Here is a 14,788-nt window from a genome sequence, read left to right on the forward strand (position 1 = left end):
CCAAGCTATATCGTTTCATCCATTATGACTCTTCCTGATTAATCGGCGCTCCAATCTGGTATTCTTCTATTTTGCGGTACAAGGTATTTCGCCCGATTTGCAGCATTTTGGCCGCTTTACTGACATTACCACCACTTTTCTCGAGTGCCTTTTTGATTGCGATTCTCTCTATTTCACGCAAGGAAGGAATGGCATGATCTAAAGACTCAGGCGTATCGGCTTCCATCAATCCCTCCAGCTGGATGTGATCGCAATCAATGGTGTCCCCCTCTGCCAAAAACACCGCTTGAATCAGAACGCCTTGCAGTTCCCGGATATTGCCCGGCCACGAATAAGCACGCAGCTTATCCTTTGCCTCCGTGGTCAGTATGTACGGTTGTTCTGTGTCGATCTGCTGTAATAGATGCTCCGCCACCTGGATGATATCACTGCGTTTTTTCAACGACGGCAAATGAATGGAGACTCCTTTGAGCCGGTAGTACAGGTCAGCCCGAAAACGTCCCGCCTTGATCTCCTCTGACAGGTTTCGATGCGTAGCGGCTATTATCCGCGCATAAATAGGGCGGGATTGATTGCTCCCCACCGGGGTGACGACCTTTTCCTGCAAAACGCGCAAAAGTGCCGCTTGCGCACGCAAAGACATATCCCCGATCTCATCCAAAAAAATCGTGCCTTTTTTCGCCGCTTCAAACTTTCCGATTCTACCTTCCCGATGCGCCCCCGTGAATGACCCGCTTTCATATCCAAACAATTCACTCTCGATTAAATTTTCTGGAATCGAACTGCAGTTCACTGCGATAAAAGGCTCATGCGCGCGCGGCCCTGTCTCATGGACCATTTGAGCGAACAGCTCTTTTCCCGTACCGCTCTCCCCCAAAATGATCACAGGAAAATCTACCTGAGCCGCCTTTTGTCCGAGCATCTTTGCCTGCAAGAAGAGCGGACATGAACCAGCTAGGCGTGGAAACGGCTTCAGCTGTACGTTGGGTGCCGCAGACCAAAAACGCGGGCGATGATCTTTCACATGACGGCCAGCACGTTCTTGCTCCGCACTTACTCTTGTTCCCAAGGCTTCCTTTCCGAGCTGCTGCTGCGAAGCCTCATTTAGGCCCACGATACGCTCGTCCCGATCCAAGCCGACGAGCGCCAGCTTCCCTCGACCATCTCCTGGGCGGGATAGAGTTGGTAAGGCAATCACGCGCTCCGCATCTGTTAACAAAAAGCGATTTTGCAGAGCCTCTGCGATCATGCAAGCAATGGTTAGGGCAAACGGATGGGAATATTCTTTACGCGTACTAATGTCAATGATGCCTAATAGCTCACCCGCAGGTGAAAAAATAGGTGCCGCTGAGCATGTAAGAAAGCGATTTTCCAAGAAGTAGTGTTGCTCTCCCTGTACCTGAATCGGCTGTTGTGCAATCAGCGCTGTCCCAATCGCATTGGTCCCTTTGTAGTTTTCTGTCCAGTTCGCTCCGATTTGCAGCTGTACTTTTTGTGCCTGGTTGGCGAAGACCGGGTCCCCGATCGTTTGAATAATATTGCCTTCCCGGTCAGACAAGAGTGCGATGTGCTCTGTCGATAACAAAAAGGGAGCAAGCTTGTTAAAAAGCGGGAGACTCTCACGAATCAGAGGGTGATTATCCTGAATGATTTCTTTGATTCGCCGGGCAGAAATGATTTGATCATTGGCCTTCTCCGTAGTCTTGAGGTTCGATTCCTGACAGCGCTTCCAAGATTGCTGAACAATCGTCGACAACACGATTCCCTCCCCCAAAAATCATTCCCCCTCAGTATAACATGAGAGTCTTTGCTATAGAAAAAACCAGTCGAACCACGAGCACATTTGCCGTCTGGCTGCTAGCCGTCATCGGTCATTTTCCAATAGAAACCCACTTTTTTGTCCCAATACGGAACATGACATGATCCATTATGGAACAATTTCTACCCTCATCCACGCAAGAAAACGCTGTCATTTCGAGCTTTTTCACGTTGGTACGAGACTTGCTTTTAGAGAGGGCTGTAAAGAACTATGTGATAAATGAGGAGGCGCTCGCAATGATCTATGCTCAGCCCGGTCAAGCCGGTTCTAAGGTGACTTTCAAAAATCGTTATGAAAACTACATCGGGGGTAATTGGGTTCCGCCAGTAAAAGGTGAGTATTTCGAAAACGTATCACCTGTAACAGGCAAGGTCTTTTGCGAGGTAGCCCGCTCGACAGCCGAAGATATTGAGCTGGCACTGGACGCTGCCCATGAGGCAAAAGACGCGTGGGGTCGTACCTCTGTTGCACAGCGCGCAAATATGTTGTTAAAAATCGCGGATCGGATGGAAGCAAATCTGGAGATGCTGGCAAACGCAGAGACGTGGGAAAACGGCAAGCCTGTTCGTGAAACACTCGCGGCCGACATCCCGCTGGCGATTGACCATTTTCGTTACTTCGCCGGAGCGATCCGCGCGCAAGAAAGTACACTCGCCGAAATCGATAACGATACGGTCGCTTATCATTTCCATGAGCCACTCGGTGTGGTTGGTCAAATTATTCCCTGGAACTTCCCGCTCCTCATGGCTACATGGAAGCTGGCTCCAGCCTTGGCTGCGGGCAACTGCGTCGTCCTCAAGCCAGCGGAGCAAACACCCGCCTCCATCATGGTGCTGATGGAGCTGATCGGCGACCTGCTCCCTCCTGGCGTCGTCAACGTCGTGAACGGCTTTGGTCTGGAAGCGGGTAAACCGCTCGCTTCAAGCAACCGCATCGCGAAAATCGCCTTTACGGGTGAAACGACGACAGGTCGCTTGATCATGCAATACGCTTCCCAAAATATTATTCCGGTGACGCTGGAGCTGGGCGGAAAATCGCCAAACATCTTCTTCTCGGATGTGGCTGCAAATGACGATGCCTTCTTTAACAAAGCCATTGAAGGATTCGTACTGTTTGCGCTCAACCAAGGCGAGGTTTGCACATGCCCATCCCGCGCGCTCATCCACGAAAGCATCTACGACCAATTTATGGAGCGTGCCTTGCAACGCGTAGCCAATATCAAGCAAGGAAATCCACTCGATACAGATACGATGATCGGCGCACAGGCTTCCTTGGAGCAGGTAGAAAAAATCCTCTCCTACCTGGATATCGGCAAACAAGAAGGAGCCGAATGCCTGATTGGAGGCGCTCGTGCACAGCTTGCAGGTGAACTCGAGGGCGGCTACTACATCCAGCCAACTGTCTTTAAAGGCCACAACAAGATGCGTATCTTCCAAGAGGAAATCTTCGGTCCGGTCGTCTCCGTAACGACCTTCAAGGATACAGAAGAAGCGCTCGCTATGGCAAATGATACGCTGTATGGCTTGGGGGCTGGTGTATGGACACGCGACACAAACACAGCCTACCGCATGGGCCGCGAAATCCAGGCTGGTCGCGTATGGACCAACTGCTACCATGCTTACCCGGCTCACGCAGCGTTTGGCGGCTACAAAATGTCTGGTATCGGCCGAGAGACGCACAAAATGATGCTGTCTCACTATCAACAAACGAAAAACCTGCTGGTCAGCTACAGCGATCAAGCTCTGGGCTTCTTTTGATCAATGAGCCAGCCAGAAAAAGTGCTCGCAACAGATGCTGCACTGGCACTCATTGAACGGCTCCGCGCCAAGCACGGTGACCTGATGTTTCACCAGTCAGGGGGCTGCTGCGATGGGAGCTCCCCCATGTGTTACCCGCTCGGTGAATTTCTCGTGGGTGAGCAGGACGTTCTGTTAGGCGAGATCGGTGGCTGCCCGTTCTACATGGGCAAAGCTCAGTATGAGTATTGGAAGCATACGCAGCTCATCATTGACGTCGTGAATGGGCGTGGCGGAATGTTTTCGCTGGAAGGACCTGAGGGGGTACGCTTCCTCACACGTTCACGGGTATTTCCAGACACGGAACCAGAATAAAAGGAAGACCGCTCCTGCCTTTTTACTGGCTGGAACGGTCTTTTTTGCTTGGATAGCTATCTCGATTTTTTGCGAGAGGTACGATTTGCAGGAGCCTTGCTTGCTCGATTGCCTGGATTTGCATTCGGGCGTGCAGAGCCGCGTTGAGCAGCTACTGGCTTCTTGCTAGAGCCGCTAGACTTGCGATCAAAACCGCTTGCTGCTCGGTTTCCTTCCTTCGGCTTACGTCCAGTACCGCCTGCTGCTCGGTTACCATCCTTTGGCTTGCGATCAAAGCCACCTGTTGCTCGGTTACCATCCTTTGGCTTGCCATCGAAGCCACCTGTTGTTGCTCGGTTACCTTTCTTTGGTTTGTACTCAAAGCCACCTGTTGTTGCTCGGCTTCCGTCCTTTGGCTTGCGCTCGAACCCGCCTGCTGTATGGTCTCTGCCCTTTGCCTTGCCCTCAAAGCGACCTTCTACACGTTCACGTTTCCCTGAATTACGCTCAGAACCGCCACCTTTTGCTTGGCGTCGTCCATCTCCATCACGACGCCCCCTAGAACCTTGCTCCCTTCCCTCAGCTGACTTTCCTTTCCCTCTTCCCTGCTTATCCCCTTGCCGATCTGCTTTCTCGGCTCGCTCCCTCTCAGGCTTTTGCTTTTTCTGATCACCCGGTTCCCCGCGATCCATTTCACGCCGCTCCAGAGACAGATTGATCCCTTGTTCAATCTCCCTGAGCTGCCCCCAATCCTTCGCTGCTACCAGAGTAAAAGCGGTCCCTTTTTCCTTGGCTCGCCCCGTTCTGCCAATCCGGTGTATATAGCTGTCCACATCTTCCGGGATATCATAATTGAAAACGTGCGTGACTCCCTCGACATCAAGCCCACGCGCTGCCACATCCGTTGCGACCAAATACTGAATCCTAGCCTCGCGGAATCGCTTCATGACATCCTCGCGCTTCGCCTGTGACAAATCGCCGTGTAGCTCGTCAGACATATAATCGAGACCTTGCAGCTCCGCATTTAACTTACTGGCTCTGCGCTTTGTTCGGCAAAAGATCACGGCCAGAAACGGCCGTTGTTCATCCAGCAGACGGCACAGCGTAGCTTGCTTCGCACGATCTGTGGTCTCCACTGCAATTTGGCGAATATCATCTAACGTAATTCGCTTGCCCTGCACTTTGATGTTTTCCGGCTTTTGCATAAAGCGCTTCGCAAGAGATTGCACCTGCTCTGACATGGTGGCCGAAAACAGCAAGGTTTGTTTTTCAAAAGGCGTATTTGCCATAATATCTTCTACCTCAGGCAAAAAACCCATATGAAGCATTTGGTCCGCCTCATCCAGGACAAACATCGAAACTTGCGATAAATCGATCGTCCCTCTTCGCAGATGATCCAGCAAACGGCCCGGTGTCGCGATGACCACATGTATTTTTCCTTTCAGCTTTCTCAGTTGCTGATTGACATCTTGTCCACCATAGACCGCGAGTACTTGGATGTCTTCCAGCTTTTCCGTCAGCTTCTTTACCTCTGCCGTAATTTGCAAGGCAAGCTCCCGCGTAGGAGTAAGAATCAACGCCTGAACATGCGTCGCTTGTGGATCCGCGTTTTCCAAGATCGGCAGGACAAATGCGAGTGTCTTCCCGGTTCCCGTCTGTGCTTGCGCGATTACATCTTTTCCTTCCAGCACAACAGGAATTGCTTTTTCCTGAATCGGTGTAGGCTCGGTAATCCCGTTTGCTTGCAGAGCATCTATCAGTTCCTTATGTATTCCCAATCCCAAAAAATCAGCCAGTTTCGCCATCTCCATTCATAAATCGATCCGTTATTATTTCGTACATACTGCCATGCCGATAAAGTACCGTATGCCATCGCGAGGTGTTTTTTCAAAGGTAACGCCTCTCTGATAATACATATCCACGTCAGAATAGCGTACAAACAGCTCCGCGAACTCTTCCGGCGTCAGCTGATGCACATGGAAGGGCTCACTCGTCTCTTTGCCCCGCCCTCTACCAAATGGACTGGAAAGCACGAGCGTACCACCTGGTTTCAGCATCCGATACAAGTTATCCATAAACAGCAAATCGTCTGCGACATGCTCAATGGTCTCAAAGCTCAAAATCGTATCAAACAACCCCAATAGCTCGGGAAGCGCTGGATCAAGCGCGTCACCCTGCTGATACGTAATCTTTTGATGGTTGTATTCCCGATTGGCATAAAAGATCGTCGCCTCATCGTTGTCGACACCGATCAGTTCTGTCAGCTCTCGTTTTCGATCCTTTGCGATCATATGACATCCGTAGCCAGTACCGCAAGCGATATCCAGCACTCGACCTTTTACATAAGGTGCGGCAAAATAATATCTGGCTATATGCTCCAGCAGCATGCCATTCGTAGGTTTTAACAGCTTGGGGATGATTCTCTCCCCTGTCCATTCCAGCAAAGCCATCACCAATTTTCTCTTATTCTTCCTCACATCTTACCTTATTTATCGGCTTGATCCTATCAGCTAGCATTTCCTGAACGGGGTTTATTAAGAAATTTGTAAGACATTTCATTACTGTTTTGTTAGAGCTGGGCGTTAAGATAGTACCATGAATGCATTCATAAGGTGGGACGAATCATGACCAAATATCAAGTCCTCGTAGTCGACGACGAGGAAGAAATCCGCGACGCAATCGAAATCTATCTCAAAAATGAATCCATGACCGTATTCAAGGCTAGCAATGGACAGGAAGCGCTGGACATACTGGAACATGAAGAGATTCAGCTCATCCTGATGGACATCATGATGCCAAAAATGGACGGAATGACCGCCACCTTTCAAATTCGCCAGAAAAAAAACATCCCGATCATCATGCTGTCTGCAAAGTCAGAGGATACCGATAAAATTCTCGGGTTAAACATCGGTGCCGATGACTATGTGACGAAGCCTTTTAATCCCTTGGAGCTCATCGCCAGGGTCAAATCTCAGTTAAGACGTTTTACCAATCTGGGAAGCGCTCAAATAGCAGAGGATGAGATTCAGGTGCGCGGCTTGACCTTGAACAAGAGTACAAAAAATGTAGCAATTGACGGCAACGAGGTCAGGCTGACGGCTACCGAATACAAGATCCTGGAGCTGTTGATGGAAAACAAGGGCCGCGTTTTTTCCATTGAGGAAATTTATGAGCGAGTCTGGAGAGAGCCTTATATGAACGCGGAAAACACGGTGGCTGTCCACGTGAGACGCATTCGGGAAAAAATAGAGATCAACCCGAAGGAACCTAAATATTTGAAGGTGGTATGGGGAATTGGATACAAAATCGAAAAATAAACGCTTTGCGGTGCCCGTGCTCGTTGTTATGATCGTGAGTATTTCGCTTGCTCTCCTAACGATGGCCGATCTGTACCATAAGCGCGAGAATCTCCAAGAGAATAATTATTTTCAAAGCTCAGGCTTCAATCGTGAAATAGAGACATTTGCTGAGCTGGTGAAAAAGGTTCATGTAGATTATACAAGCTACACTCCAGGAAAGCTCGACGAGAAGACAGCGAATCAGCTAAAAAAAGAGCATGAGGAAACCCTCCGATCGATTAAGGAAGATAACCAGTTCTTAGATCGGATAAAACAAGCAAAAAGTGAGGGAGACAACGAGAAAGTCGCCCAATTAACTGAAGAATATTCACAAAGCATGCAAGAAGACATCGCGAAAGCAACGTTGTATTATCAGGAGCAGGTGAACAACAGAATCGCCGAAAAAGATGCCGAGTACGAGGAACAAAAAAACAGCCTCACCTTGCGAAGCGGCTCCTTCAAATACTATGTCACCGATAAAAAGAACAACAAAGTTTACACCAATCTCGCACAAGAACCTACAGAATGGGAACTGGCCCGATATGCGCGCTATACAATCAACCTCCCTAATACGAACGGGGATTTGGAAAGCATCAATCGCACTTATCAACTGAATCAACTTAGTGGTATCTTTTATGTCCCAAAAGAACCAGACGGATATAGTCAGGTTCATGCAGATGCCCTTTACTATGATTCCATTCGGGAGCGGCTGATTGCCGAATTCGGCTTGCTTACGGTCACTCTCCTCATCATTGCTTTTTGCTTTTTGTACTTGCGAACAGGCAGGCCGGCGGAAGTACCTATTGTCACAAAAAGCATGGCTCTGTTCCGCCTTATCCCGCTGGATATTCGGATGGGTCTGTTGTTCGTTCTTGGAATTACGTACTTCATTATGTTAGCGAACCTACGCTTTTTCTTCTTGCCGATTGATGGTGAGCATATCTTTACCCTTGCGTTCGTATCCTTGTTCACCGCTTACCTGCTTTTACAACTGCTGGAGGCGCGGCTCATGTACAAAGAACCCGAGAGAATTTTGCAACAGTGGCAAAAAAGTATCTTCGCCAGACAACGTGTCCTTCTTCAAGAAAGCTATGCCAATCGCGGCATGTTTTTTAAAGTATCCACGTTGTTCATCCTGACTGTCATGTTCGGGATGAGTATCGGTTTCGGATTCGTCGGGCTTGTCAAAGGGTCTGGTGGCTTACTGTTTTTCAGCTTTTTGTATGGCATGTTTTACATGATCGTAGTTTTCCCATACGCGCTTAGACGCTTGGGACTGATGAACCGCATCATGCGAGGTGCCTCCGAAATGGCTGGCGGTAATCTGAACACTACGATCCGAAAGGTAAAAAAAGGGAAGTTATCTGATCTCGCGCACTCTCTTAACAACATCACAAAGGGACTCAAGCACGCGATGGAAGAGCAGATGAAAAGCGAGCGCATGAAATCCGAATTGATCACCAATGTTTCTCATGATTTAAAAACACCGCTGACGTCGATTATCAACTACGTGACCCTGCTCAAGCAGGAAGATTTGACACCTGAGGAACGCAATAGCTACGTCGATGTCTTGGATCGAAAAGCAGATCGACTGCGCGTCCTCATCGATGACCTGTTTGACGCAGCCAAAATGTCCAGCGGCGCGGTTGAGCTGAATATCGAGCAAGTGAATGTAGCGTCCCTGCTCAACCAATCCATCGCTGAATTCAGTGACAAAATCGACCAATCGACGCTCACTTTCCGCGTAACGACGGAACAGCCGAAGATCGTCGCTCCTCTGGATGGCAAGAAAACATGGCGTGTATTCGAGAATCTAATCGGCAACGCCCTGAAGTATTCCATGCCGAACACGCGCGTCCTGATTCATCTGGCAGAGACAGAGGACGAGGTTATCCTGACGTTCAAAAATGTCTCCGCCTACGAAATCGACTTTGATGCACAGGAACTGTTTGAACGGTTCAAGCGCGCTGATCAATCCCGTCATACCGAAGGCTCTGGCCTCGGGTTGGCTATCGCAAAAAGCATCGTAGAGCTGCAAGGCGGCAGGCTGTCGATCGATATTGATGGCGATTACTTCAAAGTCACGGTCGTATTCCGCAAGCACGCGTAAGGAACAAATAGGAAAGCCAGTGCCCGATCGTCAGGCACTGGCTTTATTACGTGGTTTTCTCCCTGTTAGATGGCAAAGTTCCTTTCAAATAGGGCCTCAATGCTGGCAGCCACTTCTTGCTCATCGGCCCCCTCCACCTCAAACATAATTTCATCTCCGGTCTTTGCCCCCAGAGCCATTACGCTGAGGATGCTTTTGCCATTAGCCTGCTTGTCATTGTAGATCATCTTGACCGACGAGCTGTATTGATTGAGCAGGTTCACCAAGACAGAAGCAGGGCGAGCATGGAGACCTCCACTCACGGCTACTTCCAGATTCATTCGGATCAATTTCACGCCTCCCTTCCTGTCCTTGTACATGCAATCCTCTTACAAGAAAAACTTCTCGATCACTTCTGCCACCCCATGCCGATCATTCGTTTCCGTGACATGCCGAGCCAGCTGTTTCAAATCATCGGGAGCATTGCCCATCGCCACACCCATTCCGGCGAATTGGAGCATCTCTGCATCATTGTAGTTGTCTCCTATAGCAACGATCTCGTCAGGCTGAATCGCAAGCCTCTCACTCACTACCGCAAGACCACTTGCTTTGGAGATGCCCACAGGCAATATTTCCAAATTATTCGCGCCTGATGCCGTCACGCGAATCCCCGAAAGCTCAGCTTTCTCAAGCTCTTGTCTTGCTTCCAACAGACGCTTCTCGTCTCCCGTGACGAATATTTTCGGAGCACACACCTCATGTTTTCGAACGTATCCGGCTATCAACCGCGAAGCCTGGATTTTGAGCGGGTATTGATTTTTCCAGAGCTGGCGCAGTGTCCAGGCATTTAACAGCGGAAACAAATCCGTCAACTTCCAGGTGCGATTCGTTACAGCATAAGCCTCATGCAGCAACATGACATCCAGGCCATGCGATACGAGTATATCTGTAATCCTCGCCGCTATCTCATGCGGAATACGCTGTACATACAGCACCTGATCCGTCTTGGGGTCTGCGACGTATGCGCCATCATGGGAAACAAGCGGTGCGCTGATCCGGAACTGCTGCGCCAACGATTTGGCCGATGGGTATGCCCTGCCGGTTGCCAGTGTGACGTGGACTCCTTGCTGCACTAACTGGGTAATGGCCCGCTCTGTTACTTTGGATAAGGTGTGATTCGACATCAAAATCGTTCCGTCCACATCCAAGGCGAGGAGTTTGTATTTCACACGAGTTCCATCCTTATGTGACAGGCTTGAAAAACTGGGGCAGATGCTCCTTGTGCGCCTCCAGCATTTCATCGAGTATTTTTTTGGCGATCACATCAGACGGCACCAGCGGGTTAATATTCATCGCCAATAGCGCCGTATGGTAATTACCCGTTACAGCCGCCTCAGCTGCCACTCGCTCAAACGATTTGATTTGCTGTACGAGTCCACGCACGGGAACGGGCAAGTCACCAACAGCCAAAGGAATCGGCCCTTCTCTTGTAATCACGCAGTTCACTTCGACTGCCGAATCATCCGGAATGCTGGCAATCGCCCCATTGTTGCGAACATTTACCGTCTGGATATCGCGCTTGTCGTTGTAAATGGAGTAAATCAGATTGCAAGCAGCCTCACTGTAATAAGCCCCGCCACGTTTCTCCAACTGCGGAGGCTTGATATCCAAGTCTGGATCTTCGTAGAGCGCAAATAGCTCCGCTTCCACCTGCTTGACCACTTCAGCCCGCGTACCCTTCTGCTCCGCTTCTTCCAGCTCATGCTCAAGCATCGTGCGCGTCTGGTAGTAATAACGATGATACGGGCACGGGAGAATCCCCAATGCTTTGATGAAATCCTTATCCCAACCAAGGTCCAAAATGTTTTGCATCGTAATGCCCGATTGGTCGCCCGTTATTTTATCCATTACCTGGGAAATGACATTTTCCCCATCCAGGTACACACCCAGTCCGAAGATCATATGATTCAAACCGGCAAAGTCAATATGAACCCGTGATTGCTCGACGCCTAAAACAGAGGCAACACCCATTTTCATCCCGATGGGAACATTGCATAGTCCAATGACCTTTTTGCGGTTGGTATACCGCAGCACTGCCTCTGTGACCATTCCAGCCGGATTCGTGAAGTTAATCAGCCAAGCATCTGGACATAGCTCTTCCATGTCACGACAAATGTCCATAATGACCGGAATGGTACGCAGGCCTTTGAACAAGCCTCCAGGTCCATTCGTTTCCTGACCGATCACCCCGTATTTCAAAGGAATCCGCTCATCCTTGATTCGCGCATCCAATAGACCCACGCGCATTTGTGTCGTAACAAAATCTGCGCCCGCAAGTGCTTTTCGCCGATCCTGCGTCAAATGGATCTCGATAGGCACCCCTGCCTTCTCTACCATCCTTTTTGCCAGGGCACCTACTGTTTGCAGCTTTTTCTCGCCTTCTGGAATATCAACCAGCCACAGTTCTCGCACGGGCAATTCATCGTAGCGCTTGATGAAGCCCTCCACCAGCTCAGGTGTATAGCTAGACCCTCCACCGATCGTTACAATTTTGATTCCGCTCATACTCCTGCCTCCTTGCCTGCATGGATTTGGCTGTACAGCTCTACAAACTCCGTTGCCAAATCCTTGACTGTAATGGCGTTCATCAAATGATCCTGGGCGTGAATCAAGAGCATGCTGATCTCAGTCTTTTCGCCCGCAATCTCCTTCTGGATAAGTTCCGTTTGATTTTGGTGTGCAAGACCGAGCTCTTCTCCCGCACGCTTCAACGCATCTTCTGCGCCTGGCAAGTCTCTATTTTTAGCCAGAGCGATCGCTTCCATTGCCAGACTCCGTGCGTTTCCTCCGTGAAGTATTAGTTGAAAAATAACGTCTGTATGGTCCAAATCTATCTCCACCTATCCAAGTTCGCTAAAAGTCACGAGCTGTATTTTTTGATCACGAATGTACTGCTTTAACTCTGCTGCTGTTAAGATCTTCAATTCTGTGGTTCGTTGCTTTGCGTATGAACTGCCTGTCAGTACCGCTTCGTCCAAATAGGCAGGGTGCGTCATGATCTCAACCACAGGATAATCTGCCATATCCTCTACGATCCTGACGAAGGATTGTACGGTTAGGTCGTCTCCATAAAAATGATGAGAAAAGCCTTCTGTCGTCAAAACACTCAACTGGTCCCGCTCCTCCTGTTTCCCGAACAGCCAGGGATAGCGAACTGGCACCCTATATTCCTCTGCCAGCTTCAGAACAATCGGCAAAACGGCTGGATGTGCATGTACATGGTGGTGGCTGTCGATATGCGTCAGCTTGAGCCCCGACGCAACAAACCTCCCCAATTGAGCCCGCAGCTCCCGCTCAATCTCCTCCGGTGCAGCAGAAATCAGATGATCTTGCCCGCGGCGGAAACGCCCCTCTCCATCCGTTAGCGATGGTACATCCTGACTAACTGGCGATCCGCATGTAAGTACCAGATGAATGCCTACTCCGAGCGTCGGATGTTCTTTGGCCAGCCCTACAGCGTGCTCGAACCCCTCCATATTGACCATCAAGGTCGCAGAAGTAACGACTCCTTCCCGATGTGCTTCGACGATGCCCAGATTGACGCCTTTGGAATACCCAAAATCGTCTGCATTCACAATCAATTTCATAGATAGCCTCTCCTCTAGCGTTTACATAGACACAGCATTACTATCGGAAGCAGTGCTGGCTTTTTCTTCGCTTACCTTTTGTTTATCCCACAAACGGAAGAACGGATAGTAGATCGCGAGCGCTATCACGAAGTTCACCGCTTGGAGAACCATACCCGATACCTTCCCACCAGTAGCCAAATATCCACTGATCAACAATGGTGTCGTCCACGGAACTGCTACCCCGCTTGGTTTTGCCACCCAACCGAATGACATGGCCAAATAGCTGATAATGACCAATACGACAGGCGCCAGAACAAATGGGATGATCAAAAGCGGATTCATGACAATTGGCATACCGAACGTGACAGGTTCATTGATGTTAAACAAACCAGGTCCAAGCGAAAGACGGCCAATGTTTTTCATCTGTTTACTGCGTGCCCGAAATACCATTAAGACGACGAGAGCTAACGTAGCACCCGATCCCCCAGCGAATATCCACATGTCAAAAAATTGCGTAGTGACGACGTTTGGCAATTCACCGTTGGGATTAGCCTGGAATGCGGCTCGGTTCTGGTCCATCAGCGTCAGCCAGATGGGACTCATAATGCCACCGACAATCGCCGCACCGTGCAAGCCAATGGCCCAGAGAATGTGAATAAGCAGCACGCATATAATGGCCCCAATCAAGCTGCTACCAACAGCGCTGAGTGGTGCGACGAGCAAATCCTTCACAATATTGTGAATACTTTCGAAGGACGTGTTTTCAAGGAGGATACGCAACAACCAAACCACCAAAAGCACCGCACCAGCTGGGATCAATGCCACAAAGGAACGGGAAACTGCGGGAGGCACTCCGTCTGGCATGGTAATGACAATTTTCTTTTGAATGATTTTGCGATAAATCTCTGTCGACAATATACCCAATAGCATTGCGACAAATAATCCCTGACTGCCCATCAGTGTGAGAGGAATGACTCCGCCCACCTCTTGGGCTGCACTCGCTCCTTCCGGGGTGAACATGATTTTATACGGAGTAGCGAGCAAGAAGGATGCGACAGAAATGGCTCCTGCCGATAGCGGGTCGACCTTGTATTTCTCCGCCAGTCGGTAGGCGACGCCGAAGCTGACGATCAAGGCCATGACGTCAAACGTAGCACCTACCGGATACAGCAGCTTGGTCCGCCATTTTTCACCGAAAATCCCAATCATGAATTCGTCATAACCAGGTATAGGTATGAAGCCAATGATGAGGAACATTGAACCAATGATCAACAAAGGCAATGTAAGGATAATTCCGTCACGAATAGCCTGCAGATGCTTTTGCTCCGCAATTTTTCCCGCTATCGGCATCATGCGGTTTTCCATAAAAGAAACAAATCCGCCCACACGCATCCCCCTCCTACTGTTTTAGACGAAGCGCAAACTCAAGCACGTTTTTCCCGTTCAATGTACCGTAGTCGACCGTGCTGATTACATCTACAGGAATTCCTCTGGATGCCCCTTCTTTTTTCATCTCTGTCAGCTTGTAACGAACTTGTGGTCCCAGCAAGAGCACTGCTGCTTGATCAATATGATTTTTTACCTCATCTGCGGAAACTGCCCATATTTTAGCGTCCAACCCTTTTTCTCTGGCAGCCTCCTCCATTTTTTGAACCAACAAGCTTGTCGACATACCCGCTGCACAACACAATAAAATATTCATTGTACCCCCTCCTCTCAACGAGTGATGCCTTACTGAAAGAGCAAGTTTCGTGCCAAAACACCAAAAAATGTATGCGCTTACCAAAATAACCGCATGGTCAGGCATATTTCGCTACCTCATC

At 49.5% G+C, this 14,788-nt stretch carries 14 protein-coding genes; 4 read left to right on the forward strand and 10 right to left on the reverse strand.

Annotated features, from left to right (window positions below):
* Nucleotides 1-22: 22 nt before the first annotated feature.
* Entirely contained in the window at nt 23-1,756 is a 1,734-nt protein-coding gene (locus ODZ53_RS08385; protein ID WP_372676820.1) for a sigma-54-dependent Fis family transcriptional regulator, read from the reverse strand.
* A gap of 299 nt (nt 1,757-2,055) precedes the next feature.
* Between ODZ53_RS08385 and adh the strand changes: the two genes are divergently transcribed.
* Nucleotides 2,056-3,576, forward strand: coding sequence for an aldehyde dehydrogenase (adh, locus tag ODZ53_RS08390; protein WP_372676617.1), 1,521 nt, complete (start codon nt 2,056-2,058; stop codon nt 3,574-3,576).
* Nucleotides 3,577-3,579: 3 nt separating this feature from the next.
* Nucleotides 3,580-3,930 (forward strand): DUF779 domain-containing protein, encoded by a 351-nt coding sequence (locus ODZ53_RS08395; RefSeq protein ID WP_016739606.1) that lies wholly within the window; start codon nt 3,580-3,582, stop codon nt 3,928-3,930.
* Between the two features lie 56 nt (nt 3,931-3,986).
* Here the strand turns inward: ODZ53_RS08395 and ODZ53_RS08400 are convergent, their stop codons facing one another.
* Complete coding sequence (locus tag ODZ53_RS08400) at nt 3,987-5,720, reverse strand: DEAD/DEAH box helicase (RefSeq protein WP_372676618.1); 1,734 nt, start codon at nt 5,718-5,720, stop codon at nt 3,987-3,989.
* An 18-nt stretch (nt 5,721-5,738) separates the two neighbouring features.
* Nucleotides 5,739-6,359, reverse strand: a complete 621-nt coding sequence (locus ODZ53_RS08405) for a class I SAM-dependent methyltransferase (protein ID WP_372676619.1) — start codon at nt 6,357-6,359, stop codon at nt 5,739-5,741.
* Between the two features lie 174 nt (nt 6,360-6,533).
* Between ODZ53_RS08405 and ODZ53_RS08410 the strand changes: the two genes are divergently transcribed.
* Nucleotides 6,534-7,226, forward strand: coding sequence for a response regulator transcription factor (locus ODZ53_RS08410; RefSeq protein ID WP_372676620.1), 693 nt, complete (start codon nt 6,534-6,536; stop codon nt 7,224-7,226).
* Nucleotides 7,204-9,357 carry a sensor histidine kinase gene (locus ODZ53_RS08415; protein WP_372676621.1) on the forward strand — a complete coding sequence of 718 codons (2,154 nt, stop codon included), beginning with the start codon at nt 7,204-7,206 and terminating at the stop codon, nt 9,355-9,357. The genes ODZ53_RS08410 and ODZ53_RS08415 overlap by 23 nt, the downstream gene beginning before the upstream one ends.
* A 65-nt stretch (nt 9,358-9,422) precedes the next feature.
* Here the strand turns inward: ODZ53_RS08415 and ODZ53_RS08420 are convergent, their stop codons facing one another.
* The 7 genes from ODZ53_RS08420 to ODZ53_RS08450 are packed head-to-tail and all read right to left on the reverse strand — an operon-like array spanning nt 9,423 to nt 14,667.
* A complete protein-coding gene (locus ODZ53_RS08420) occupies nt 9,423-9,686 on the reverse strand; it encodes an HPr family phosphocarrier protein (protein ID WP_064200285.1) in 264 nt (87 codons plus the stop codon).
* Nucleotides 9,687-9,725: 39 nt separating this feature from the next.
* Entirely contained in the window at nt 9,726-10,565 is an 840-nt protein-coding gene (locus ODZ53_RS08425; RefSeq protein ID WP_372676622.1) for a Cof-type HAD-IIB family hydrolase, read from the reverse strand.
* 13 nt (nt 10,566-10,578) lie between these two features.
* Nucleotides 10,579-11,901, reverse strand: coding sequence for a 6-phospho-beta-glucosidase (locus ODZ53_RS08430; protein WP_064200105.1), 1,323 nt, complete (start codon nt 11,899-11,901; stop codon nt 10,579-10,581).
* Nucleotides 11,898-12,224 carry a PTS sugar transporter subunit IIA gene (locus tag ODZ53_RS08435; protein ID WP_372676623.1) on the reverse strand — a complete coding sequence of 109 codons (327 nt, stop codon included), beginning with the start codon at nt 12,222-12,224 and terminating at the stop codon, nt 11,898-11,900. Before ODZ53_RS08435 ends, ODZ53_RS08430 begins: the two co-directional genes overlap by 4 nt.
* Nucleotides 12,225-12,236: 12 nt before the next feature.
* Nucleotides 12,237-12,983: a chitin disaccharide deacetylase gene (gene chbG, locus ODZ53_RS08440; RefSeq protein WP_372676624.1), complete on the reverse strand. Its 747-nt coding sequence runs from the start codon at nt 12,981-12,983 to the stop codon at nt 12,237-12,239.
* A gap of 21 nt (nt 12,984-13,004) precedes the next feature.
* Nucleotides 13,005-14,357, reverse strand: a complete 1,353-nt coding sequence (gene celB, locus ODZ53_RS08445) for a PTS cellobiose transporter subunit IIC (RefSeq protein WP_372676625.1) — start codon at nt 14,355-14,357, stop codon at nt 13,005-13,007.
* Between the two features lie 7 nt (nt 14,358-14,364).
* Nucleotides 14,365-14,667: a PTS sugar transporter subunit IIB gene (locus tag ODZ53_RS08450; protein ID WP_015893830.1), complete on the reverse strand. Its 303-nt coding sequence runs from the start codon at nt 14,665-14,667 to the stop codon at nt 14,365-14,367.
* Between the last annotated feature and the right edge of the window lie 121 nt (nt 14,668-14,788).

This window comes from Brevibacillus sp. BD137 (assembly GCF_041644655.1).
In the GTDB taxonomy this organism is placed as follows: Bacteria; Bacillota; Bacilli; order Brevibacillales; family Brevibacillaceae; genus Brevibacillus; species Brevibacillus brevis_D.